The organism is Cupriavidus sp. GW822-FHT02D05 (assembly GCF_058802485.1).
In genome coordinates this window covers 20,505-42,568 of record NZ_JBXAOE010000017.1, presented here as the reverse complement: position 1 = coordinate 42,568, position 22,064 = coordinate 20,505, and the positions used below count along the sequence as shown (strand labels likewise).

Genomic DNA, 22,064 nt, shown 5'->3' with positions numbered 1-22,064 from the left:
GCCTGCACTCGCCAGCTCAAACGGGCTCGAACGGGCTCGAACGGCCTGGATACAAGCCCTCCTTGACAACCAGACTCCATGCATTACCATACGCACATCCATTTTATGGATCTTGATTCCATAAAATGGAACTCGATAAAAAAGAGAAAAAACGCTGGAGGAGAATCGATGCATCGGAAGACCTGGGCATGGCTGCCCTGTACCCTGCTGTGCGCCCCCGCCGTGGCCACGGCAAGTAGCGTCACCCTGTTCGGCCTGATGGACACGGGCCTGGATCTTTCAAGCGCTGGCGGCCCCACCACGGCCCGCATGCAGTCCGGCCAATACGCCGGATCCCGCTTCGGCCTGCGCGGCACGGAAGACCTCGGCGACGGCTTGCAGGCGGTATTCGTGCTGGAAAACGGCCTGAACAGCGATACCGGGGTGGCTGGCCAGAGCGGCCGCCTGTTCGGGCGGCAAGCCTATGTCGGCCTGAGCGGGCGCGCAGGCGCCCTGACGCTGGGCCGGCAATACAGCCCGCTGGTGTCGGTGGCGTTCCAGATGGATGCTTTCGAAAACGGCATGGCCCCGCAGTTCCCCAACCTTGGCCTCTACCCCGGTGGCGAGCGCATCGACAACGCCATCAAGTACACCAGCCCCTCGTTTGGCGGGCTGACGATGGCGGCCATGCTGGCGCTTGGCGAACGCAGCACCGCGCCGCGCGCGGGCGATGACTCGTATGGCGTCAACGTGCACTATGCCAGCGGCCCGATGCGCCTCGTCGCAGCCTATGGCGTGCGCAAGTTCGCCTCCGCGGCGGCGCTGGGCGAAGTGGTGAAGCCCGTGGTGGTGCTGCCCAATGTCGTGACCAACGGCAGCATCACCACCTACATGGCGGGCGGCAACTACGACTTCGGCCTGTTCGCCCTGTACGGCGGCTACCAGCGCCAGCGCATCGCGGATGACGTGTATTTCGGCCGTATCGACCAGGACTTGTACACGTTGAGCGTAGCGGTGCCGGTCGGCAAGGCTGGCCGCTTCCTGGCGGGCTACAGCTTCCTGAACGACCACAGCCCCGCGCAACTGGATGCCTCGCTGTTCGGCTTCGGCTTTGTCTACTCGCTGTCCAGGCGCACCAGCGTCTACACCTCCACGGCCTGGCTGAACAACCACAACGGCGCGGGCAATGTGATTGGCGGCAACACCAGCCCGGGCTTGCCGCTGGCCTACCCGGGCGCCAACGCGCGCACGATCCAGGTCGGGCTGCGCCACGCCTTCTGAACCCGCCCCGCCAACCCACACACCCGGAGACTGCCTCATGCATGACGCTGCGATCCCGCTAGAGAGCGCCGCACCGCCGGCGCGCCACCCGCGCGCGCTGGCGCCCGCCAACCTGCTGCTCATGATCGCCATCAGCGCGTTCGGTGCGGTAGTGGGCATCCAGTTGCTGACCACCCTCGGCATCACGCCCAACACCTCGCTGATCGGCGCGCTGGTGGCCATGACGCTGGCCCGCATCCCGCTTGCCGTGCTGTCCGGCTTCCGCTCGGTCCACGTGCAGAACCTGGCGCAGACAAGCATCTCGTCGGCCACCTTCGGCGCGGCCAACAGCCTCATCCTGCCGATCGGCATTCCCTACGTGATGGGCATGCCCGAGCTGATCCTGCCGATGCTGGCCGGCGTGTCCGTGGCCATGCTGCTGGACGCCTACCTGCTCTACCGCATGTTCGATACCCCCGCCTTTCCTGCGTCCGGCGCCTGGCCGCTTGGCGTGGCGGCAGCCGAGGCCATCAAGGCTGGCGACAGCGGCGGCAAGCAAGCCTGGCTGCTGGCCGGCGGGCTGGTCACCGGCGTGGCCGGTGGCTTGCTCAAGCTGCCGATGTCGGCCTTTGGCGTGGCCTTTATCGGCAGCTTTGGCGCGATGACGGCGTTTGCCGTGGGTCTGCTGCTGCGCGGTTACTCGATGCCGCTGTTCGGCACCGAGATCGGCTCGCACTACGTGCCGCACGGCATGATGATCGGCGCCGGGCTGGTGGCGCTGGCGCAGGTGGCGCGGGCCATGTTCGGCAAGGCCGCGCAGCGCGCACAGGCCGCGAGCCAGGGCGCGGGCGCCACGGTGGATGCCCGCGCCGACGCCCGGCGCATGCGCGCTTCGTTCCGGCTCGGCGGCTTCGGCTATCTGGCCATCATGGCGGGCCTGGCCCTGGCCACCGGCCTGCAGGCAGGCATGCCCTTGCCGCTGCTGCTCGGCTTCATCCTCTACGGTGCGTTCTCCGCCTTTGTCCATGAGCTGATCGTTGGCATCGCGGCCATGCATTCGGGCTGGTTTCCCGCGTTCGCGGTGGCGCTGATCTCCTTGCTGATCGGCATCTGGATCGGGTTTCCGCCGCAGGCGCTGGTGGTGCTGGCGGGCTTTTCCGCCGCCACGGGCCCCGCCTTTGCCGACATGGGCTACGACCTCAAGGCGGGCTACATCCTGCGTGGCGAAGGCGCGGATGCCGCCTATGAGCGCGAAGGCCGGCGCGAGCAGCTGATCGCGGCGATGGTGGGCTTCCTGGTCGCCATCGTGGTGGTGCTGGCGTCCTACCGGGGCTTGTTCGCCAACCATCAGTTCGCCCCCATCAACAACGCCTATGCCGCCGCCATCAAGGCCGGCATCTCGGCGGACACCGCGCGCAACCTGCTGCTGTGGGCCCTGCCCGGCATGGCGCTGCAACTGATTGGCGGCGCGCGCCAGCAGCTTGGCGTGCTGCTGGCCACGGGGCTGCTCATCACCAATCCGGCCGCAGGCTGGATGGTGGCGGCTGGCCTGGTGGTGCGCGCCGCCATGCTGCGTTGGCAAGGGCAGGCCGCAAAGGAGCGCCTTGAAGTCTTTGCCGGCGGCGTGATCGCCGGCGACGCGCTCTTCAGCTTCTTCGGCGGCCTGACCAAGAGCCTGCCGCTGAAAAAGTAAGCGGCAGGAAGCCGGAAGCCGGCACAACACGAAGTAAACATCCATCCATCAAAGGAGCCTGTAGTGAAAAGACAATTGACGGTAGACGACGTGGAAGCCGCGGTGCTCGGCGGCGCCATCCTGGGCGGTGGCGGTGGCGGCCTGATCGAAGAGGGCCTGCGCGTTGCCCGGCTGGCGCTTGCCGCCGGCGTGCCGGAACTGTGGAGCGTGGACGAGTTCGATCCGCAGGCGATCACCACCACCGTGGCCATTGTCGGCGCGCCCGCCGCGCCGCTGCCCTGCGTGCGCCCCGCGCACTTGCTGCGCACGCTGGAGCTGATTCGCGAACATGCCGGCGGGCGCCCGCTGGTGGCGCTGAACTCGAACGAGAACGGCGCCGAGACCACGGTGAATGGCTGGTTCCATGCCGCCATCACCGGCATCCCCGTGATGGACCTGGCCTGCAACGGGCGCGCCCACCCGTCGAGCGTGATGGGCGCGCTCGGGCTGCACACCGAGGCGGATTACGTCTCCGTGCAGGCCTTCGCCGGCGGCGCCCAGGCACGCTACCTGGAAGGTGTGGTTTCCGGCCGGCTGGAGCTGACCTCGGCACTGGTGCGCCGCGCGTCCGTGGAGGCGGGCGGCGTGGTGGCGGTGGCACGCAACCCGGTGACGGTGGGCTACGCCGCCGCGCACGGCGCGCCTGGTGCGATCAGCCATGCCATTGAAGTGGGCCGCGCGTTCTTGTCCGGCGGCGTCGATGGGGCGGCGGCGGCGCTGGGCGGGCGCATCGTGGCAGACGGCATCGTGGCCGAGTACCGCTGCGAGCAGCGCGAGGGGCTGGATGTGGGGCACCTGGTGTTCGACGACACCGCGCGCACCGAGCTGCGCTTTATCAACGAGTACATGACGCTGGAACAGCACGGCGAGCGCCAGAGTGCCTTCCCCAACCTGATCATGACCTTCGATGACGACGGCCAGCCGGTGGTCTCGGCGCGCGTGCGCCAGGGCATGCGGCTGCGCGTGCTGGTGGCCCCCGGCGAGCGCCTGCTGCTGTCGCGCACCATGAACATGCGCGAGCTGTATCAGCCGCTGGAGGCCTCCCTGGGCACGGCGTTCGCGCCGCTGGAGCCGGCGGCATGACGGCAGCCGCGCCGCGCCAGGACGCCGCCGCCCCGGCGGCGGGCCTGCGCGCCATCGGCGCCTTTATCGATGCGAAGTGGGACGGCGAAATCCTGCCCGCGCTGCACGACTACATCCGCGTGCCGGCCAAGAGCCCCGCCTTCGACGCCGGCTGGCAAGCGCGGGGCCTGCTGGATCGCGTCGTGTGCTCGGCCGCCGCGTGGGCCGAGGCACAGAAGATCGCGGGCATGACGGTCGAGGTGATCCGGTTGCCGGGGCGCACGCCGCTGCTGTTCTTCGAGATCCCGGCCACCGCGGACGCGGGCGCCGACACGATCCTCTTCTATGGCCACCTCGACAAGCAACCTGAGTTCGACGGCTGGCGCCGCGACCTCGGGCCGTGGGAGCCAAAGTACGAGAACGGCAAGCTCTACGGCCGCGGCGGCGCCGACGACGGCTACGCGCTTTATGCCGCCCTGGCCGCCGTGATGGCCGTGAGAGCGGGCGGCGCCAGCCATCCGCGCTGCGTCGGCATCATCGAGACCTGCGAGGAATCCGGCAGCTATGACCTGCCCGCCTACCTGGATGCGCTGGCGCACCGCCTGGGGCGCATCGGCCTGGTGGTTTGCCTGGACTCGGGCGCGGGCAACTACGACCAGCTCTGGATGGTCACGTCGCTGCGCGGCTATGTCAGCGGACGGCTGGAAGTGCAGGTGCTGGACGAAGGCGTGCATTCCGGCGATGCCAGCGGCATCGTGCCGTCCAGCTTCCGCGTGCTGCGCCATGTGCTGGACCGGCTGGAGGACAGCGGCTCGGGCGAGATCCTGCCCGCCAGCTTCCATTGCGAGGTGCCGCCACAGCGCCAGGCGCAGGCTGAGCATGCGGCGCGCCAGCTTGGCGACCTGGTGTGGAAGCGCTTTGCGTGGGCCTGCGGCGCGGACGGCGCCAGCGTGCTGCCATCCACCACCGATCCCGCCACCGCGCTGATCCGGCGCGCCTGGCGCCCGGCGTTGTCGGTAGTGGGCGCCGAAGGCCTGCCGCCGCTGGCTACCGCGGGCAATGTGCTGCGCCCGCGCACGGCGTTCAAGCTGTCGCTGCGGCTGCCGCCGCTGGTCGACAGCGCGGCCGCCGCGCAGGAGCTCAAGCGCTTGCTGGAAAGCCACGCGCCATACAACGCGCGCGTGGCCTTCGTGCCGGACAAGAGCGTGGCCGACGGCTGGAACGCACCGGCCACGGCGCCGTGGCTGGCCTCACGGCTGGAGGCGGCCTCGCAGCAGTACTTCGGCGCGTCTTGCGGCTATCTGGGGCAAGGCGGCACGATTCCGCTGATGGGCATGCTGGAAAAGGCCTTCCCCCGCGCGCAGTTCATGGTGTGCGGGGTGCTCGGCCCCAACGCCAACGCGCACGGCCCGAACGAGTTCCTGCACGTGCCGTACGCCAAGCGCCTGACGGCATCGATCGCCAGCGTGATCGGATCGTGGCAGGAGGATGCCGGGCATTAAGGGGCCACAGCAGGGGCAGCGGCAGAGACAGCGGCGTCAGCGCGGCGCAAAGGCGAGCCAGTACGGGTCGCCGATCTGCCGGCCGGCGTCGCTGGTGGCCTCGACGATGCGCGCGCCAAAGCGCTGGACCATGGCATCGGTGAGGTCCTGCACCGGCATGGCGATGCCAAGGCCATAGATTTGCCGCGTGGTCGGATCGCGCAGCGCGGCGGAAATCCCCGCCACGTTCTGCACGAACTCGCCGCGCGACAGCGCCCAGCCGGTTTCCCGCGCTTCCTTCAGCCGCGCCAGCAGGTCCTTGCGCGTGCGCGGGATGTTGCCGCGCCGCACCTCGAAGCCGTCCTGCACCAGCGCCGTGACCTCTTCATCGGTCAGGCGCGACAGGATTGCCCGGCCGATGGACGAAGCATAAGCCGGCGCGCGCGACCCCGGCGGCGTGTAGACCTGCAGCGAGCCCGCGCCGGTGCGCATCTGGATGACGACCGAATCGGCACCGTCCAGCACGTTGATATAGCCGGTGTAGCCGGTCTCGCCGACCAGCTTGTCGAGCACGCCTTGCAGCAACGTGAGCGCGGTATGCGAGGCGCGGAAGTGGTAAGAGGCCTCCATCACCACCGCGCCCGGCCGGTAGGCGCGCGAGACGCTGTCGCGCTCCAGGAAGCCGTACTCGGCCATCATGCTGAGCGTGCGCGAGGCGGAGCTCTTGGCCAGCCCGAGATGAGTCACCACGTCGGTCACCGTGATGTCGCTGCGGAGCTTGGCGATGAGCTTGAGGACATCGGCGGCATTAACGAGTGTGCTCATGAGGAATGGTTCGTTTTATGGATTGAGGTTCCAGAATATAGTCCAAGACCCATAGCGTCAATTTGGGATTCCCCTTAACAACCGCGACAAAGCCCGCGGCAACGCTCACGACAACGCTCAAGACAAGGCACGCATCGATGCACGCACAGACCACCCAAACCCATCCAACCCAGCCGCTGTCCGGCCGGACCGCCGTCATCATCGGCGGCACCTCCGGCATCGGCCGCGCCGTGGCCAGCCGCGTCGTCGCGGCCGGCGGCGCGGTGATCCTCGGCGGCCGCTCGCAAGACGCGCTGGATGCGGAACTCGCCCGCATCGAAGCCGCCGGCGGCGCCGCCTGCGGCCATGTGGTCGACATGGCGGAGCGCGAATCGGTCGCAGCGTTCTTCGCCAGGATTACCCGCCTCGATTACCTGTTCGCACCCGGCGCCACCTACCAGGTCGCGTCTATCCACAGCGATGACCACGATGCGGTGGAAAGCCCCTTTCGCAGCAAGTTCTGGGGCCAGTACCACGCCGTGCACGAAGCCGCGCCCAAGATCGCGCCGGATGGCGCCATCGTGCTGATGTCCGGCGCCGCCGGGGCGCGCCCGATCAAGGGCGCCTCGGCCTATGCGGCTTGCAATGCCGCCATCGAGGGCCTTGGGCGTTCGCTCGCGCTCGACCTGGCGCCGGTGCGGGTCAACAGCGTGTCACCAGGCACCATCGACAGCGACCTGTGGCAGCGCCGGCCTGCCGAGCTGCGCTCGCACGCGTTCGAGAGCTACAGCCGCAGCACCGCGCTTGGCCGGGTTGGCAACGTGGATGAAGTAGCGGATGCCGTGCTGTTCCTGTTCGGCAACGGTTATATGACGGGATCCACCTTGTTCGTCGATGGTGGCTACGTGCTGCCTTGAGCGCCGTCGTCCTCGCTGGAATTGGCATACCATGCCGGAGTCCGCCGCGGGCCCACCGCCCGGCATCGATGGCGGCGACGCATTCAAGGAGAGGCAAGATGGACTATGTAAGGTTTGGCGCGACGGGACTGAAAGTCTCCCGGCTGTGCCTGGGCTGCATGACCTACGGCGTGCCCGAGCGCGGCAACCACCCCTGGACGCTTGGCGAGCCAGCCAGCCGCCCCCTGATCCGGCAGGCGATCGAGGCTGGCATCAACTTCTTCGATACCGCCAACGTGTATTCCGACGGCACCTCCGAGGAAATCGTCGGCCGCGCGTTGAAAGACTTCGCCAGCCGCGACGACGTGGTGATCGCCACCAAGGTCCACGGCCGCATGCGCCCCGGCCCGAACGGGGCCGGCCTGTCGCGCCGCGCCATCCTGGCCGAGATCGACAACAGCCTGCGCCGCCTGGGCACCGACTACGTCGACCTGTACCAGATCCACCGCTGGGATCCGCATACGCCCATCGAGGAAACCCTCGAAGCGCTGCACGATGTGGTCAAGGCGGGCAAGGCGCGCTATATCGGCGCGTCCTCGATGTATGCCTGGCAGTTCTCCAAGGCCATCTACACCTCGCGCCTGCGCGGCTGGACGCAGTTCGCCAGCATGCAGGACCATGTGAACCTGCTGAACCGCGAAGAGGAGCGCGAGATGCTGCCGCTATGCGCCGCCGAGGGCATCGCGGTGATGCCGTGGAGCCCGCTGGCGCGCGGCCGCCTGACCCGGCCGTGGCTTGCCGGCAGCGCCCGCGAGGAGAGCGACACGTTTGGCAAGACGCTGTACCGCGATACCGAGGCGTCGGACCGCAAGGTGGTGGAGCAGGTGCACGCCATTGCGCAGGCGCGCGGCGTGCCGGCTGCCCAGGTGGCGCTGGCGTGGTTGTCGCAGAAGCGGGAGATCACCTCGCCGATCATCGGCGCGTCCAAGCCGCACCATATCGAGGACGCCGTGGCAGCGCTCTCGCTCGGTCTCACCGCCGAGGAGATCGCCGCGCTGGAGGCGCCCTACGTGCCGCACGCGCCCGTGGGCTTCTGAGGCAGCAACGGCAAAGACGGAAGCAACGGCGATGACGGCGCCGGTGAACTACCGGCGGCCGGTCACTCGCCCGAGGGCCGCAGCGCGGCCGCGCCCGGCTCACGCGTGATCAGACGCAGCCCGCTGGCGATGCTGGCCACGCCAGCGAAGCCCGCGCCGATCGCCAGCGCCAGGGTGGGGCCGTGGCGGCCCGCAATGCCGAAGCTGAGCGCGACCAGCGCCGCACCGGTTGCCTGGCCGAGCAGGCGCGCGGTGGCAATCACGCCGCTGGCGCCGCCGGCGCGCTCGCGCGGCGCGCTCGACATCAGCGCCTTGAGGTTGGGCGACTGGAAGAAGCCGAAGCCCGCGCCGCAAATCGCCATGCGAATGCCAATATCCAGCGCGCTGGGATGCGCCGGCAGCAGCGCCAGCGACACCATGCCCATGCACATCACCGCCAGCCCCACGCCGCCAAGCAAACCCGGCGCATAGCGGTCGGACAGCCGCCCGGCCAGCGGCGCCATCAGCGCCACCACCGCCGACCACGGCGTCATCAGGAAGCCCGTCTCGATCGGGCTGCGCCCCAGCACGCTCTCGAAGTAGAACGGCAGCGACACGAAGGCCAGCCCCTGCGCGGCGAACGAGCAGATCGCGGTCATGGTCGACAGCGCGAACATGGGCCGCTTGAGCAAATCGATGGGCAGCATCGGCGCGGAATGTCCACGCTCGCGGCGCAGCAGCAGCACGAACGCCACCAGGAACAAGGCCAGCGCCGCCAGCGACTGCCCCAGCGGCGCGCGTTGCGCGCCCTCGCCCAGCGCAAAGATCAGCGAGGCGAACATCACCACGTTGAGCCCCGCGGCGACGCGGTCAAAGCGGTGCGCGCCGCGCACCGTCTGGGGCAGCGCGGGCCAGGCGATGTAGAGCGCCAGCAAGCCGATCGGCAGGTTCACGGCAAACAGCCACGGCCACGGCCCCAGCGACAGGATGATCGAGGCCACCGTGGGCCCCACCGCAAACGACACGCCAACCACCAGCGCGTTGAGCCCGACGCCACGCCCGAGCCGATGCGGCGGAAAGATCGCGCTGATCAGCGCCGCGTTCACGCTCATGATGGCGCTGGCGCCCACGCCCTGCAGCAACCGGGCTGCCACCAGCGTGGGCAGCGACCAGGAAAGCGCGCAGACCACCGACGCGGCGATGAACAGCATCAAGCCGCCGAGATACACGCGCCGGTGCCCGACGATGCCGCCCAGCGCCGCGAACGGCAGCAGCGTGGCCACCATGGCGAGCTGGTAGGCGTTGATGACCCAGACGGATGCCGCCGGGGTGGCATGCAGCGAGGCCGCGATGTTGGGAAGTGCGGTGTTGGCGATTGCCGTATCGAGCGTAGCGAGCGAGACCGCCACCAGGATGGCGGCCATGCCGCGGCGCTCCAGCGACGTCATGGGCGCATCCGCCGCGCGAGAGGGGAGATTGGATTCTGCTGTGTTCGACACTGTCTTTGCCAGTTACCGCCGCGCCCGGGAAGCCGCGCGCGATGCGCCGGCGCCCTGCCCGATTGTTTGATACATGCACCATGGCTCACCCTCCCGATGCGAGAGAGGGCATGGCAAGCCGACACAATACGGGATAACGCGAATATCTGCAGGCGACGGCGTCGCCGGCAGATAGGCAAATGGCCGAGTTGACCGCCGAAAAGACCGCTAAGGCAGCGCCAGGCGACGCGCCTGCGCTATGCCGCCGACCACACCGCCAGCTCGTAGCCGTCCGGGTCGCGGAAGTGGAAACGCCGCCCGCCCGGGAACGAGAAGACCGCCCGGACCACGGTGCCGCCGGCCGCCTCCACGCCCTGCTGCGCCCGTGCCAGATCATCCGCGTACAGGATCACGAGCGGCCCGCCGGGGCGGACCTCTTCGCCGGTGGTGAAGCCGCCGGTCAGCCGGCCATCGCTGAACTCGCAGTAGGCGGGGCCGTAGTCGGTAAAGGTCCAGCCAAAGGCTGCGCCATAGAACGCCTTGCTGCGCGCGATGTCGCTGACGTTGAACTCGATGTTGTCGATCTGCCGGTCCTGGCCTCTGGTGCCCATGGCGAACTCCCTGGTGATGGATAAGGAACACCATTTTCACCCGGATGCCGTGGCAAAGCTTGAACAAAACGGCCAATCAAGCCTTTGGCGCGCACAACTGGCGCAGCAGGGCCGACGCCGTCATGCCGCACAGCGACTGGATCTCCCGGCTCAGGTGGGCCTGGTCGGCGTAGCCCGCATCCGCCGCGAGCGCGGCCAGCCCAAAGTCGGACCTGTCCGCCCTGCCTGCCCGGTTGCCTGCCCTGCCGCCTGCCCGCTGCGTCGATGCCAGCGCCAGCGACAGCGCACGCTGGAACCGCAGGATCCGCTCCAGCGTCTTCGCGCCATAGCCGAAATGCTCGACGCTGCGGCGCCGCAGCGTGCGCTCGCCAAGGCCCAGCCGGCGCAGGAGCAGGGGAATCGTCTCGCCCGCCATGCCGGCGTTGGCCTGCACCAGCGCGAAGATGGCTGCCGCCTCGCGGCTCGGGGCGTCGACGCTCAACGCCGTCCGCGCCAGTTGGCTCTGGAATACTTCCACCTCGCGCCCTGCAGCCGCGGCCTCCTCCATCCTCCCGGCAAATTCCCGCCCACGCGCGCCCCACAGATCAGCCAGCTCGACCTGGCTCCCGACGATCTCCGACATGGGCAGGCCCAGCCAGGGCAGCGCCGCGCCCGGTTGAAAGCGCGCGCCCAGCACCACCACGCCGGGCGTCAGGTCCGGCCGGGCCGCGGTGATGTCAGGCCCGACCACCAGCAGCCGGCCGGCGCGCCAGAGCACATCCACGCAGCCGTCCGGCACGACGGCGATCGCACCGGCGTGGTCAGTTGGCAAGGCACTGGTCCACACGCACTGGAAGTGCGGCTGGAGTTCAGGCCGGGGCCGGGCTTCGCAGTAGTGCCCGACCGTGCCTGCCAGCGCGGGAATGTCCGGTGAATGTCGCGAATCCGGCTGTTGCATTACTCTGTGGGTCCCCGCAAACGTTGATGGCGATTCATGGCGATTAATGGCGATGGATTGCGATCCAGGCATGGCGCCGGAATTGGCATCGCCAGCCCCCCAAGGAGAGACGCATGAAAATTGGCCTGGTTTCGGACCTGCATCTTTCGGTCTATCCGATGGACTTTCCGAATCCCGATGTCGACGTGATGATACTGGCTGGCGACATCTGGCGCCCCCGGGAAGCCATGGCATGGGCCGCGGCCGCCACCCTGCCCACCCTGTACGTGGCTGGCAACCACGAGTTCTACGGCAGCGACCTGGCCACCACCATGGACGCCCTGCGCGCCGGCGCGGCCGGCACGCAGGTACAGGTGCTGGAGCGCTCGGAATGGCATTACCGTGGCGTGCGCTTTCTCGGCTGCACGCTGTGGTCGGACTACCGCTTGTTCTCCTCCCCGCAGCAGCGCGAAGATGGCCTGCGCGACGCCCAGTCACTGATGCGCGACTTCTCCCGCATCCGCGTTGCGCCGGATTTCGAGGAGCGCTTCACGCCCGCCACGTCGCAGGCGCTGTTCAGGGATTCGGTGGCCTGGCTGGCGCAGCGGTTCCAGGCGCCCCACGACGGCCAGACCGTCGTCATCACGCACTTCGCGCCGTCGCCGCTGAGCATCAGCCCCAAGTTCGCCGGCTCGCACCTCAACGCCAGCTTCGTCTCCGACCTGCGCCAGGAAATCGCGGCATGGCAGCCTGCGCTCTGGGTGCATGGGCATACCCATGACAGCTTCGACTATCGCCTGGGCGCCACCCGCGTGGTGTGCAACCCGCGCGGCTACGCACGGGATGGCAAGCTCGAAAACCCGGGTTTCAATCCGGGCCTTGTCATCGAACTGTAAAGCAACGCCGGCCAGCAACCGCACCGAAGTTCGCGGTGCGAACGCCGGCGTGATGCGCACCGGACAAGCCACTTGGGATTTTCCCTTGGTTTGCGCTGCGTAATGCACTGCCAGACCTTTCGGCCCGCAGGGGCACTTCGCCATGGCAGAAGTTGTCTGCTAATGTCTGCTCCGCAGGAAATCAAGGCAGGCGACGCCCGCCGCATCCCCTGCGCCGCCCGGGCCGGCCACGCGCCGGCCCCTGGTCTGGCAAGCCCGAAAGACAGGAGATAAAGCAATGCAGCCTAAGGCTCTCGAACCGACGGAATCCGTACTTCTTGCTTTGATGGACAGCGTGCGCGAATGGCAGCGCGTGCTGGACCAGACTCTGTGCGATGCTGGACTCGACTATCCGAAATGGATCTTGCTGCGCGCTATCCGCCAGGAAGAGTTCGTTCGCCATGAGCCTTACCTGGGCCTGATGCTGATATCCGCGGCGCACTCGGAAAGCCTGCTGGACGCCTTGCACGCCGACGGCTGGATCGCATACGATCCCGCCGGCCAGCCGTTGATCCCCGCGCGCGCCGAGCCCAAGGTGGACCGCGTCTGGAAAGGGTTGAAGGCGCTCCACTCCGTCTCCGTGGCCCCCTTCAGCACCGAGGAACGCCACGCGCTGACGGCCTCGCTCAGGCGCATGAAGGCCACGCTGCACGACCACAGCGTGCGGCTTGGGCGCCAGGCGGAACGCCGGGTGGAACTGGCGCACTGAAAATAGATAAACAGACAAACAAACCAACAAACAACAAACCGGAACCCCGATGCTCCCTGCCGCACCCAGCGCCGATATGACGAATGACATGCCGCCTCCCGCCGTGGTCTGCCATTGGATAAGACGGCTGCTGCGGCGCGCGGAGCTGGCGCAAGATCCTCGGCGGGTGCAATTGGCGGCGCAAGACCCCGGTATTGCGCAAGCCGTCCGCTACGCTGCCGACCCCGCCTACATCACCGCGTATCCGGCCTGGCCCCGCGCCACGGCCTTGGCGCAGGCCGCCGGCCTGGGCGAAGCCGGCACGGAAATCCTGGCATTCCTGATCGCCGCCGAGACGTCCCCGCCGCTGCAGAGGTGCCTTGCCGCATTTGGCCCGTTGACGCAAGAGCGCATGGCTTCGGTGTTGGCCACGGCGCTGTACCGGCCAATGGCCGTCGTGACCCAGGGCCTTGCGACAGCCACCGCGCTTTGCCGCGCGGCACGGCTCGCCGCGGCGCCAGCCACGGCGAGCCTGTCCCAGGCATCCATGCCGAGCTAAGCCACGGCCACGCCTGCGAGCAGCCCGCCGGCCCTCATTGCCCGCCACCAAACAACGGCGACGCTTCGATGCGCTCAAGCATGCCGCGTGCCGCGCTGGTCAGCGGCCGGTTGGCCCTGACGATCAGGCGCGACTGCGCGGCCTCGAAGATGGGGTTGGTGGTGCGCAGCGCCACCAGCTCGCCCCTGGCGACTTCCGTCACCACGGAATTCGAGGAGGTGAAGGTCAGGCCAAGGCGGCACTCGACATAGCGCTTGAGCGTGAGGATGGAGTTGGCGACGAAGCTGGGCGTGAGAACAATGTTCTCGGACAGCTCGGCCATCTGGATCAGCTGGCGCAAGCCGAATCCCGGCGCCATCAGCGCCACCGGATAACGCGCCACGTCCTTCAGGGCGGGCCGTTTGCGCTGCCGCGCAAGCGGATGGTCCGGCCAGGCGATCACGCACAGCGGATGCGTGCGCGCCGTGACCACGCGAACGGCGGGATCCGCGGGCGCGCCGAACAAGACGCCGATATGCGCGTCGTCGTGCGCCACCGCGCGCACGGCGTCGGAGGCGCCCGCCACCTTGAGCGAGACGCGGATGCCGGGATATTGCCGGCAGAACGCATCCACCACCCCGCTCATCAGGATATCCACAAAGCCCTCGCTGGCCACCAGCTGGATATCCCCGCGCTGCAGGCCGTTCACTTCATCGAGCCGGGCCATCAGCGCTTGTTCGCTGGCCTGGCGGTCGCGGCAATGGTCCATCACGATGGCGGCCACCTCCGTGGGCACGATGCCCCGGCCTTTGCGCTCCAGCAGCGCCACGCCTAGCTCGGTCTCCAGCAGCTGGATCTGCCGGCTGACGATCGACGGCTCCACGCCCAGTCGCTCGGCCGCGCCGCGCACCGACCCTGTGTTGACCGCTTCGAAGAAATACTGCAGGCGCCGCGCGCTCAGTCCGCCTTCCATGTTCCGTTCCTGTTTCACGTTTCCTGACTGGCTCAAACTCCGCCAATCGTTGCCAAATAGGCAACAATTTCCCGGCAAGCTTACATTGATTCGGACGACTGGAATTGCGAATAATGTGCGGGCGGCAAATCCGCGACCACGATCCCCTTCGAGCAAACAAAGCATGAAACCCTTCGCTTCAATCCTGGCAGCCGCAACCTTGGGCGTGCTCTGTCACCAGGCCGCGGGCGCGGCGCCGCAAGACCCCGCGTACCCGGTCAAACCCGTGAAGATCGTGGTCGGTTACGCGCCCGGCGGCTCCTCCGATGCCGTGGCGCGGCTGGTGGCCAACCGGCTTTCGGAACGGCTCGGGCAGAGCTTCGTGGTCGAGAACCGTCCTGGCGCGGCCAGCAATATCGCGGCGGCCGGCGTGGCGCGCTCGCCCAATGATGGCTACACCATCCTGCTAGGCTCCAATGCCAGCACCATCAATGTCTCGCTGTACAAGAAGCTGCCCTTCGACTTCCAGAAGGACTTCGCGCCGGTGGTGCTGCTCACGCGCTTCCCGAACATCATGGCGGTGAACCCGTCGGTGCCGGCCACGACGGTGGCGGAGTTCATCAGCTATGCCAAAGCGCATCCCAAGGGCATCTTCTTCGCGTCGTCCGGCGCGGGCTCGTCCACGCGCCTGTCGGCCGAGTTGTTCAAGACGATGGCGGGCATCCAGATGGAGCACGTGCAGTACAAGGGCAGCGCGCCGGCGCTGACCGACCTGATGGCGGGCCAGGTGCAGGTGATGTTCGATACGGCGCCGTCGGTCATGCCCCTGATCAAGAGCGGCAAGCTGCGCGCGCTGGCCGTGACCAGCGCCAGCCCGCAGCCCTTCGCGCCGGAGATCCCCACCGTGGATGCGGGCGGGTTGAAGGGCTATGAAGTGGTGTCGTGGTATGCGCTCTTCCTGCCCGCTGGCACCCCAGGCAGCATCGTCGATACGCTGAACAAGGAAGTCAACGCGATCATGGCCGAGAAGGAAACCCGCGAGAAGCTCGCCGCGATGGTGGCGACGCCGGGCGGCGGCACGCCCGAGGCGCTGCGCCAGTTTGTCGGCTCGGAAATCACCAAATGGGGCGCGGTGGTCAAGGCCTCTGGCGCCACCGCGGACTAGGCCGGCAGATCATGCGCGTTTTTACCGGCTCGCTGGCCACCGAGACCAACACCTTCGCCCCGCTGCCGACCGCGCTCGATGCGTTCGTCGACCGCGGCTACTTTCCCGCAGGCACGCACCCGCCGGAGATGACCATGTTCAGCGGCCCGCTGTGGGCCGCGCGCGAACGCGGCCGCGCGCGCGGCTGGGTGGTGATCGAGGGCATGGCCGCGGGCGCGCAGCCCGGCGGCGTCACCACGCGTCACGCCTATGAGGCGCTGCGCGATGAACTGCTCGGCGACCTGCGGCGGGTGCTGCCCGTCGACATGGTGGTGCTGGGCCTGCACGGCGCCATGGTGGCCGATGGCTACGCGGACTGCGAGGGCGACCTGCTCACCCGCGTGCGCGCGCTGGTTGGCCCCGGCGTGGTGATCGGCGCCGAGCTGGACCCGCACTGCCACCTGTCGGATGACATGGTGGCGCATGCCGACATCCTGGTGGCCTACAAGGAATATCCGCACACCGATATCCGCGAGCGAGCGCTGGAGCTGGTGGACCTATGCGCGGCGCAGGTGGCGGGCCACATCGCCCCCGTGGCGGCGGTGGCCGACTGCGCGATGGTCGTCACCATCCGGACCAACCAGGAGCCGGCACGCAGCTACGTCGACCGGCTGATCGCACTGGAGGGACACGACGGCATCCTCTCGGTCTCCGTGGCACATGGCTTCCCGTGGGGCGACGTGCCAGACATGGGCACCAAGCTGCTGGTGTACGCGAATGGCGATGGCGCAGCCGCGCACCGGCTCGCGCGGCGCCTGGCCGACGAGCTGATCCGCATGCGCGAGACCCTGACGCCCGCTTACCCTGGCCCGGATGCGGCCATCGACCAGGCGCTGGCATTGGCCAAGGCGCCGGGCGGCGCGCCCGTGGTGATCGCGGATGCGGCCGACAACCCCGGCGGCGGCGCGGCGGGCGATGCCACGTTCCTGCTGCATCGCCTGCGCGCGCGTGGCATCGGCAACGTGGCGGTGGGCCCCTTGTGGGATCCCATCGCGGCGCGCATTGCCTTTAGTGCCGGCGTGGGCGCGCGGCTGGCGCTGCGCATCGGCGGCAAGGTCAGCCCGATGTCCGGCGAGCCCATCGACCTGGCTTGCACCGTGAAGGCGCTGGTTCCTGACATGATCATGACGGGGCTGTCGGGCGCGCCGGCGGCGGTGGGCAACGCGGCGCTGGTGGAGGCGGATGGCATCGAGATCGTGCTGATCACGCGGCGCGCGCAGGCGCTGGACACCGATGTCTTCACGCAGCTCGGCTGCCGGCTGTCCGAAAAGACGCTAATCATCGTCAAATCCGCGCAGCACTTCCACACCGCGTTCTCGCGGATCGCGCGCCATGTCATCTACGCGGACGCGCCAGGCTCGGTCTCGCTCAATTTGCGCTCCCTGCCCTATCGGCACATTCGCCGGCCCAAGTGGCCGATCGATGCCTGAACGAAAAAAGGCGGCGCACGCGCCCAGACGCGCGAGCGCCGCCTTCACGGCATCAAGCCTCCATCAACCTGCATCAACCTGCATCAAGCTTTCTTCACGCTTTCTTCACCCACGCACTGCACCAGCCCTTGGTCGCGACCTGCTTGCCGGCGAACAGCGGGCAGCCGCCGCTTGCGTCCGCCGCCTTGCCCTGGAAGAGCTGGCAGTTGCCGCAATGCTGGCTGGTGTCATGCTTCGGGTACTTGGCCTTGTCCACCTTCGACGAATCCGCCTTGTAGCCAAGGCCGACCGCCTGCGGGTCCTTTTCATCCACCATCGGGCCGCTTCCCTGCGCCCGGGCTGGCAGGGAGACACCCAGCGCGCCGGCCGCCGCGATGATCGGAATGCCTTTCAAGAAATGACGACGAGTTGACATCTTTAATCCTCTTTTTTCTGTGGGGGACAAACCGGACAGGGCCGCGCCTTGTGCAACCACGCAAGCCCCCGTCCGTCAACCATCGGCGCGCCCATGACGGCGCGCGCCAGATACCAGCCCGGACGCAGGCTACGCCCCAGCAAAAAACCAAGTGTCAGACACGTCGATTCAAAGTGCGCGCAGCCGGCACCCGGAGCCGCCATCGTGGCCGGCTCCAGGCTTGTATCCCGATTGAGTTTAGACGACGCCGATTACGTCGACGTTGCGCGTAGTCATGGAATGCGATCGATCCATGCCCTGCGCGCACCCGGAATCCGGCCGCAGGATCGTATGAGGCCGGATCAGGCAGGGAAGAACGTTCTAGCGCCGTCCGCCCACATCCACAATCGCCCCATTTGGTGCGACCATGTAGTAATCCGCGCCAATGCCAACCCAGTGGTGGCCCTTCGATGGCTTCGGCAGTTCGTGCGAACGCCAGTCATCCACCACATATTGGCGATCACGGTACTCCGCGGGGAGCCTGTCGCCCTTATGCCACTGGCCCGGCCCGCTACGCGCGTTGTCACGGTCGTCACCCGGCCGCCCACGGTCATCCCGGTGCGGCTGCGGCTGGCCCCGGTATTGGTAGCCACGGTCAGAGTCGCGGTCCGGCTGCGCAGAACTTTGGGCCGAAACCAGGAACCCGCCGGCGAGCATCACGCCCAACAGCAGTTTGCTTCTCACGGTTTTCGTCATCAGGCACTCCTTTTTATTAGCCGCTGTAGCCACGCTGGCCGCGGTGGCCGCGCTGGCCCTGGCAGGACATCGTCAACAAGGCCAAAAGCACGAACAGTCCACGCGAATGGCTTGTCGCCATGGACTGGCTCGCAACTTCGATGCCCGATTGAAGAATAGTGGCTGCGGCGCAGGATGCCGCCGAGAAGCGCCGCATCGGGCGCTCATCATGCTTGCGCGGAGGAAAAATGAAGTGCGGAGGGAGACAGGCAAGAACACGATGGCGGTAAATGCCCACCATCCGTGTAAGAAATACAAGCCGATTTGACCAGGACGCGGCACGCAAGCCGCGCCCGCATCACAAGGCCTGCCGCCAGCGATCAGGCGTGCGCGCCCTGCAGCGTGCCGGCAAAGCGGTGTTGCCCAGGGGCGTCGTCGTCGGGGGTGGCTTCCAGCTTGAACTCGCCCACCGCGTTCTGCAACTGGTGCGCCTGTTCCGCCAGGGCAGACGCGGCGGCGGCGGCTTGCTCCACCAGCGCGGCGTTCTGCTGCGTGACCGCATCCATTTGCATCACGGCTTGATTGACCTGCTCGATGCCGCCGCTCTGCTGCGCCGATGCCACCGAAATCTCGCCCAGGATGGTGGTGACCTGGCTGGACGCCGTCACGATCTCGCGCATGGTCTGGCCGGCATGCTCCACCCGCGCGGAGCCGTTGCGCACCTGCTCAACCGAATCGCCGATGAGACCGCGGATTTCCTTGGCGGCCGCGGCGCTGCGCTGCGCCAGCGTGCGCACCTCGCCGGCCACCACGGCAAAGCCGCGCCCTTGCTCGCCCGCGCGCGCCGCTTCCACGGCGGCATTGAGCGCCAGGATATTGGTCTGGAACGCAATGCCCTCGATCACGTCGATGATGTCGACGACCTTCTTGGAGCTGGCGCTGATCGCCTGCATGGTTTCCACCACCTCGCCCACCACGGTGCCGCCGCGCTGCGCAATATGCGAGGCATTCGCCGCCAGTTCATTGGCCGCGTGCGCGCGCTCGGTATTCTGCCTGACCATGGCGGTCAGCTCGCCCATGCTCGATGCGGTTTCCTGCAGCGCCGAGGCCTGCTCCTCCGTGCGCTGCGAGAGGTCGGCATTGCCGGCGGCGATCTGCTTGGAGGCGTCGGAAATGGAATCGGTCGATTCCTTGATGCGGGTCACCAGGTCCGTGAGCATGTCCTCCATCTCGCCCATGCCGGCCAGCAAGCGGCCGAACTCGCCCTTGCGCTCGGTTTCGAATTCCTTGCTGAGGTCGCCGGAGGCCACGGTCTCGGCGATATAGACAGCCTCGCCTAGCGGCTCGGCGATACTGCGCGCAATGCCGTAGGTGAAGGCGGCGCCAACCAGAAGCGCGACAAGCCATAGGGTAAACATCAAGGTACGCGCGCCGTCGATGGCCTGCTGCGCGCCGCCGCCGCTCGCACCAGGCAGGCGGTCCAGCCCGGCCGCGATTGCCGCGGCCATCAAGAGCAAAACCACCGCGAATCCCACGCCAAGGCGCGTACGGATGGTCAGGTTGGCAAATGACATCATTGCTGCATCTCCCCTTTTTTATGTGGACTCCGCCTGCGTCGTCGCCTGGATAACGGCGATGCGCGCAGAAACTTTAGGAGAAATCCTGGATGCCTTTATCGGCTCCGTCCGCAAGGCCCGCTCAGCCGGGGAGATGGCCCGGCGCCGCCCCGTCGCCCGCGCGGCTGCCCGCGGGGAAATGCACGCCGGCGCGCTGGGCCGCCCGGACGATGTGATCCGACATGGCGCGCTGGGCCAGGCTGGCATCGCCCGCGGCCAAGGCGTCGATGATGGCGCAATGCTCGGTGTAGGTGGCATGGCGGCTGCCGCGCTGGTAGAACGGCAAGCGCTGGCTTTCCTGCATGACGTCAGTGCTGTTGCGCAGGATATCGGCGATGGCGCGGTTGCCGGCGATCGCGATGATGCGCATATGAAAATCAAAGTCCAGCCGGGCGGCCTGCGTGAAGTCGGACGCGTCGATGCACACCCGCATGGCCTCGGTGTTCTCGCGCAGGGCGTCGATGTCTTCCGGCAGCAGCGCCGCCGCGGCCAGCCCCACGGTGAAGCCCTCCAGCGCGAAGCGCAACTGGTAGATATCGGTCAGCGAATGCGATTTGGAGAAACGCCATGGCGGTGGTGCGCCGTCGCCAGCGTCGGCGGCCACGTACACGCCCTTGCCGGGGCGCGAGACCACCAGCCCGAGCCCCTGCAGCGTGGACAACGCCTCACGCAGCGAGGTGCGGCTGATGCCGAGCTGCTCCGACAGGTCGCGCTGCGAGGGCAACAGCGATCCGGCCGGATACTTGCCGCCCTCGATCCACTCGCGGATCAGGTTCGCGGCGTTGGCGGAGATGGCGGTAGCTGTGACCATTGGGTGCGATGAAGTCCTGCGCGGGATCGTGAAAGATGGAGGCCGGCGCTTGCCGCCGGATTGACGGCAAATTGTACTCGACGACCCGCCCGGAGCACGCCCCGGGCAGCGCCATCGCATACCTGCCTGACTTACTTGTTCACCAGCCGCGCCGGTACCGTATAGGTCAGCGCCGCGCCGCAAAGCAGCACGCCAGCCAGCACGAACATGGCCAGGTTGGTGCTCTGCGTCGCGTCCTTGATCAGGCCGATCATGTAAGGGCTGACAAAGCCCGCCAGGTTGGCAAACGAGTTGATCATGGCGATGCCGGCAGCGGCACCCGCGCCGGACAGCAGCGCGGTCGGCAGGCTCCAGAACAACGGCGACGTGGCCAGGCTGCCGCCCGCGGCGAGCGCCAGTGCGGCGAGCGAGAGCACCACGTTGTCGCTGAAGATCGCGCTCAGCGCCAGGCCGGCTGCGCCGCAGCAAAACGGCACGATCAGGTGCCAGCGGCGCTCGCGCATGCGGTCGGAGCTGCGGCTGACCAGGATCATCGAACACACCGCGACGGAGAACGGGATGGCCGTCAGCAGGCCGATATTCAGCGCGCCGCTCACGCCGGCCTGCCGGATCAGGGACGGCAGCCAGAACGTCAGCCCGTACTGGCCCATCACCGTGCAAAAGCAGATGCAGGCCATCTTGATGATGCGGCGGTCCGAGAACAGCTGCCGCATGGTCATGTGCCCGCCTTTGGTGGCGTTCTCGTTGGCGATGTTGCGCTCCAGCAGGTCCTTCTCGCCCTGCGTGAGCCAGCGCGCCGAGCGGATGTTGTTGTCCAGGTAGGCCAGCACGGCAACGCCGACCAGCAGCGAAGGCAGCGCTTCGATCAGGAACATCCATTGCCAGCCGCGCAGCCCCGCCACGCCCTGCATGGACTCCATGATGAAGCCGGAGAGCGGGCCGCCAAAGATGCCCGACACCGGGATCGCGCACATGAACAGCGCCACCATGCGCGCGCGGCGGTGCGACGGGAACCAGTAGGTCAGGTACAGGATCATGCCGGGGTAAAAGCCAGCCTCGGCCGCGCCGAGCAGGAAGCGCAGCACGTAGAACTGCGTGGTGGTCTGCACGAACACCATCGCCGCCGAAATCACGCTCCACATGATCATGATGCGCGAGATGGTCGCCTTGGCGCCGATGCGGTGCATCAGCACATTGCTCGGCACTTCAAAGAAGAAGTACCCGATGAAGAACAGGCCTGCGCCCAGCCCGTAGGCGGACTCGCTGAACTGCAGGTCGCCAAGCATATGCAGCTTGGCAAACCCCACGTTGACGCGGTCCAGGTAGGCCACGACATAACAGAGCATCAGGAACGGCAGCAGGCGCCACGCAACCTTGCGGTAGACGGCGTTTTCCTGCGCCGCCGCCGCGCGGGCGGCGGCGGGCTCGGGGGCTAGCGATGGGGCGGTGGTCAGGGACACAGCGGT

Annotated in this window: 21 protein-coding genes; 11 read left to right on the top strand and 10 right to left on the bottom strand. The window is 67.7% G+C overall.

Annotated elements, in window-relative coordinates; genetic code table 11:
* Nucleotides 1-168: 168 nt before the first annotated feature.
* From AC1RQK_RS22445 to AC1RQK_RS22430, 4 genes are all read left to right on the top strand, one after another.
* Nucleotides 169-1,260 (top strand): porin, encoded by a 1,092-nt coding sequence (locus AC1RQK_RS22445; protein ID WP_492811229.1) that lies wholly within the window; start codon nucleotides 169-171, stop codon nucleotides 1,258-1,260.
* A 37-nt stretch (nucleotides 1,261-1,297) separates the two neighbouring features.
* Nucleotides 1,298-2,932, top strand: a complete 1,635-nt coding sequence (locus tag AC1RQK_RS22440; RefSeq protein WP_492811227.1) for an OPT/YSL family transporter — start codon at nucleotides 1,298-1,300, stop codon at nucleotides 2,930-2,932.
* Between the two features lie 63 nt (nucleotides 2,933-2,995).
* Nucleotides 2,996-4,054, top strand: a complete 1,059-nt coding sequence (locus tag AC1RQK_RS22435) for an S-methyl thiohydantoin desulfurase domain-containing protein (protein ID WP_492811225.1) — start codon at nucleotides 2,996-2,998, stop codon at nucleotides 4,052-4,054.
* Nucleotides 4,051-5,535: a M20/M25/M40 family metallo-hydrolase gene (locus AC1RQK_RS22430; RefSeq protein WP_492811223.1), complete on the top strand. Its 1,485-nt coding sequence runs from the start codon at nucleotides 4,051-4,053 to the stop codon at nucleotides 5,533-5,535. Before AC1RQK_RS22435 ends, AC1RQK_RS22430 begins: the two co-directional genes overlap by 4 nt.
* A gap of 36 nt (nucleotides 5,536-5,571) precedes the next feature.
* Here the strand turns inward: AC1RQK_RS22430 and AC1RQK_RS22425 are convergent, their stop codons facing one another.
* Entirely contained in the window at nucleotides 5,572-6,339 is a 768-nt protein-coding gene (locus tag AC1RQK_RS22425; protein ID WP_150986080.1) for an IclR family transcriptional regulator, read from the bottom strand.
* Between the two features lie 137 nt (nucleotides 6,340-6,476).
* Between AC1RQK_RS22425 and AC1RQK_RS22420 the strand changes: the two genes are divergently transcribed.
* A complete protein-coding gene (locus AC1RQK_RS22420) occupies nucleotides 6,477-7,235 on the top strand; it encodes an SDR family oxidoreductase (RefSeq protein ID WP_492372241.1) in 759 nt (252 codons plus the stop codon).
* Nucleotides 7,236-7,333: 98 nt separating this feature from the next.
* Nucleotides 7,334-8,311: an aldo/keto reductase gene (locus AC1RQK_RS22415; RefSeq protein ID WP_492811221.1), complete on the top strand. Its 978-nt coding sequence runs from the start codon at nucleotides 7,334-7,336 to the stop codon at nucleotides 8,309-8,311.
* A gap of 62 nt (nucleotides 8,312-8,373) precedes the next feature.
* Here AC1RQK_RS22415 and AC1RQK_RS22410 read toward each other — a convergent pair whose 3' ends face one another.
* The 3 genes from AC1RQK_RS22410 to AC1RQK_RS22400 form a co-directional block, all read right to left on the bottom strand.
* Nucleotides 8,374-9,738, bottom strand: coding sequence for an MFS transporter (locus AC1RQK_RS22410; RefSeq protein WP_492811219.1), 1,365 nt, complete (start codon nucleotides 9,736-9,738; stop codon nucleotides 8,374-8,376).
* Between the two features lie 287 nt (nucleotides 9,739-10,025).
* Nucleotides 10,026-10,379 (bottom strand): VOC family protein, encoded by a 354-nt coding sequence (locus tag AC1RQK_RS22405; protein WP_492811217.1) that lies wholly within the window; start codon nucleotides 10,377-10,379, stop codon nucleotides 10,026-10,028.
* A gap of 76 nt (nucleotides 10,380-10,455) precedes the next feature.
* Entirely contained in the window at nucleotides 10,456-11,274 is an 819-nt protein-coding gene (locus tag AC1RQK_RS22400) for a DUF6597 domain-containing transcriptional factor (RefSeq protein WP_492811391.1), read from the bottom strand.
* A gap of 155 nt (nucleotides 11,275-11,429) precedes the next feature.
* Here AC1RQK_RS22400 and AC1RQK_RS22395 point away from each other — a divergent pair, with 155 nt between their 5' ends.
* The 3 genes from AC1RQK_RS22395 to AC1RQK_RS22385 all read left to right on the top strand — a co-directional run bounded on the left by AC1RQK_RS22395 (nucleotide 11,430) and on the right by AC1RQK_RS22385 (nucleotide 13,477).
* Nucleotides 11,430-12,191 carry a metallophosphoesterase gene (locus AC1RQK_RS22395; protein WP_492372245.1) on the top strand — a complete coding sequence of 254 codons (762 nt, stop codon included), beginning with the start codon at nucleotides 11,430-11,432 and terminating at the stop codon, nucleotides 12,189-12,191.
* A gap of 277 nt (nucleotides 12,192-12,468) precedes the next feature.
* Nucleotides 12,469-12,939 (top strand): MarR family transcriptional regulator, encoded by a 471-nt coding sequence (locus AC1RQK_RS22390; protein WP_492811215.1) that lies wholly within the window; start codon nucleotides 12,469-12,471, stop codon nucleotides 12,937-12,939.
* A 49-nt stretch (nucleotides 12,940-12,988) separates the two neighbouring features.
* On the top strand, nucleotides 12,989-13,477 hold the full coding sequence (locus AC1RQK_RS22385) for a hypothetical protein (RefSeq protein WP_492372247.1): 489 nt from the start codon (nucleotides 12,989-12,991) through the stop codon (nucleotides 13,475-13,477).
* Between the two features lie 34 nt (nucleotides 13,478-13,511).
* On the opposite strand, the gene AC1RQK_RS22380 is transcribed toward AC1RQK_RS22385, so the two are convergent.
* Entirely contained in the window at nucleotides 13,512-14,429 is a 918-nt protein-coding gene (locus AC1RQK_RS22380; protein ID WP_492372248.1) for a LysR family transcriptional regulator, read from the bottom strand.
* 163 nt (nucleotides 14,430-14,592) lie between these two features.
* Between AC1RQK_RS22380 and AC1RQK_RS22375 the strand changes: the two genes are divergently transcribed.
* Nucleotides 14,593-15,573 carry a tripartite tricarboxylate transporter substrate binding protein gene (locus AC1RQK_RS22375; RefSeq protein ID WP_492811212.1) on the top strand — a complete coding sequence of 327 codons (981 nt, stop codon included), beginning with the start codon at nucleotides 14,593-14,595 and terminating at the stop codon, nucleotides 15,571-15,573.
* Nucleotides 15,574-15,584: 11 nt separating this feature from the next.
* Nucleotides 15,585-17,042 (top strand): M81 family metallopeptidase, encoded by a 1,458-nt coding sequence (locus AC1RQK_RS22370; protein ID WP_492811210.1) that lies wholly within the window; start codon nucleotides 15,585-15,587, stop codon nucleotides 17,040-17,042.
* Nucleotides 17,043-17,136: 94 nt separating this feature from the next.
* Here the strand turns inward: AC1RQK_RS22370 and AC1RQK_RS22365 are convergent, their stop codons facing one another.
* The 5 genes from AC1RQK_RS22365 to AC1RQK_RS22345 form a co-directional block, all read right to left on the bottom strand.
* Nucleotides 17,137-17,457, bottom strand: coding sequence for a high-potential iron-sulfur protein (locus AC1RQK_RS22365; RefSeq protein ID WP_492372251.1), 321 nt, complete (start codon nucleotides 17,455-17,457; stop codon nucleotides 17,137-17,139).
* A 360-nt stretch (nucleotides 17,458-17,817) separates the two neighbouring features.
* Entirely contained in the window at nucleotides 17,818-18,192 is a 375-nt protein-coding gene (locus tag AC1RQK_RS22360) for an RcnB family protein (protein WP_492372252.1), read from the bottom strand.
* Nucleotides 18,193-18,551: 359 nt separating this feature from the next.
* Complete coding sequence (locus AC1RQK_RS22355) at nucleotides 18,552-19,748, bottom strand: methyl-accepting chemotaxis protein (RefSeq protein WP_492372253.1); 1,197 nt, start codon at nucleotides 19,746-19,748, stop codon at nucleotides 18,552-18,554.
* Nucleotides 19,749-19,869: 121 nt separating this feature from the next.
* Nucleotides 19,870-20,598 carry a FadR/GntR family transcriptional regulator gene (locus AC1RQK_RS22350; protein ID WP_174428415.1) on the bottom strand — a complete coding sequence of 243 codons (729 nt, stop codon included), beginning with the start codon at nucleotides 20,596-20,598 and terminating at the stop codon, nucleotides 19,870-19,872.
* A 131-nt stretch (nucleotides 20,599-20,729) separates the two neighbouring features.
* Entirely contained in the window at nucleotides 20,730-22,052 is a 1,323-nt protein-coding gene (locus tag AC1RQK_RS22345; RefSeq protein ID WP_492372283.1) for an MFS transporter, read from the bottom strand.
* Between the last annotated feature and the right edge of the window lie 12 nt (nucleotides 22,053-22,064).

Bases quoted from the DNA above. Each gene is read 5' to 3' on its own strand.
- AC1RQK_RS22445 (WP_492811229.1), top strand. From the start codon at position 169: ATGCATCGGAAGACCTGGGCATGGCTGCCCTGTACCCTGCTGTGCGCC.
- AC1RQK_RS22440 (WP_492811227.1), top strand. From the start codon at position 1,298: ATGCATGACGCTGCGATCCCGCTAGAGAGCGCCGCACCGCCGGCGCGC.
- AC1RQK_RS22430 (WP_492811223.1), top strand. From the start codon at position 4,051: ATGACGGCAGCCGCGCCGCGCCAGGACGCCGCCGCCCCGGCGGCGGGC.
- AC1RQK_RS22425 (WP_150986080.1), bottom strand. From the start codon at position 6,339: ATGAGCACACTCGTTAATGCCGCCGATGTCCTCAAGCTCATCGCCAAG.
- AC1RQK_RS22420 (WP_492372241.1), top strand. From the start codon at position 6,477: ATGCACGCACAGACCACCCAAACCCATCCAACCCAGCCGCTGTCCGGC.
- AC1RQK_RS22415 (WP_492811221.1), top strand. From the start codon at position 7,334: ATGGACTATGTAAGGTTTGGCGCGACGGGACTGAAAGTCTCCCGGCTG.
- AC1RQK_RS22410 (WP_492811219.1), bottom strand. From the start codon at position 9,738: ATGACGTCGCTGGAGCGCCGCGGCATGGCCGCCATCCTGGTGGCGGTC.
- AC1RQK_RS22405 (WP_492811217.1), bottom strand. From the start codon at position 10,379: ATGGGCACCAGAGGCCAGGACCGGCAGATCGACAACATCGAGTTCAAC.
- AC1RQK_RS22395 (WP_492372245.1), top strand. From the start codon at position 11,430: ATGAAAATTGGCCTGGTTTCGGACCTGCATCTTTCGGTCTATCCGATG.
- AC1RQK_RS22390 (WP_492811215.1), top strand. From the start codon at position 12,469: ATGCAGCCTAAGGCTCTCGAACCGACGGAATCCGTACTTCTTGCTTTG.
- AC1RQK_RS22385 (WP_492372247.1), top strand. From the start codon at position 12,989: ATGCTCCCTGCCGCACCCAGCGCCGATATGACGAATGACATGCCGCCT.
- AC1RQK_RS22380 (WP_492372248.1), bottom strand. From the start codon at position 14,429: ATGGAAGGCGGACTGAGCGCGCGGCGCCTGCAGTATTTCTTCGAAGCG.
- AC1RQK_RS22375 (WP_492811212.1), top strand. From the start codon at position 14,593: ATGAAACCCTTCGCTTCAATCCTGGCAGCCGCAACCTTGGGCGTGCTC.
- AC1RQK_RS22370 (WP_492811210.1), top strand. From the start codon at position 15,585: ATGCGCGTTTTTACCGGCTCGCTGGCCACCGAGACCAACACCTTCGCC.
- AC1RQK_RS22365 (WP_492372251.1), bottom strand. From the start codon at position 17,457: ATGTCAACTCGTCGTCATTTCTTGAAAGGCATTCCGATCATCGCGGCG.
- AC1RQK_RS22360 (WP_492372252.1), bottom strand. From the start codon at position 18,192: ATGACGAAAACCGTGAGAAGCAAACTGCTGTTGGGCGTGATGCTCGCC.
- AC1RQK_RS22355 (WP_492372253.1), bottom strand. From the start codon at position 19,748: ATGATGTCATTTGCCAACCTGACCATCCGTACGCGCCTTGGCGTGGGA.
- AC1RQK_RS22350 (WP_174428415.1), bottom strand. From the start codon at position 20,598: ATGGTCACAGCTACCGCCATCTCCGCCAACGCCGCGAACCTGATCCGC.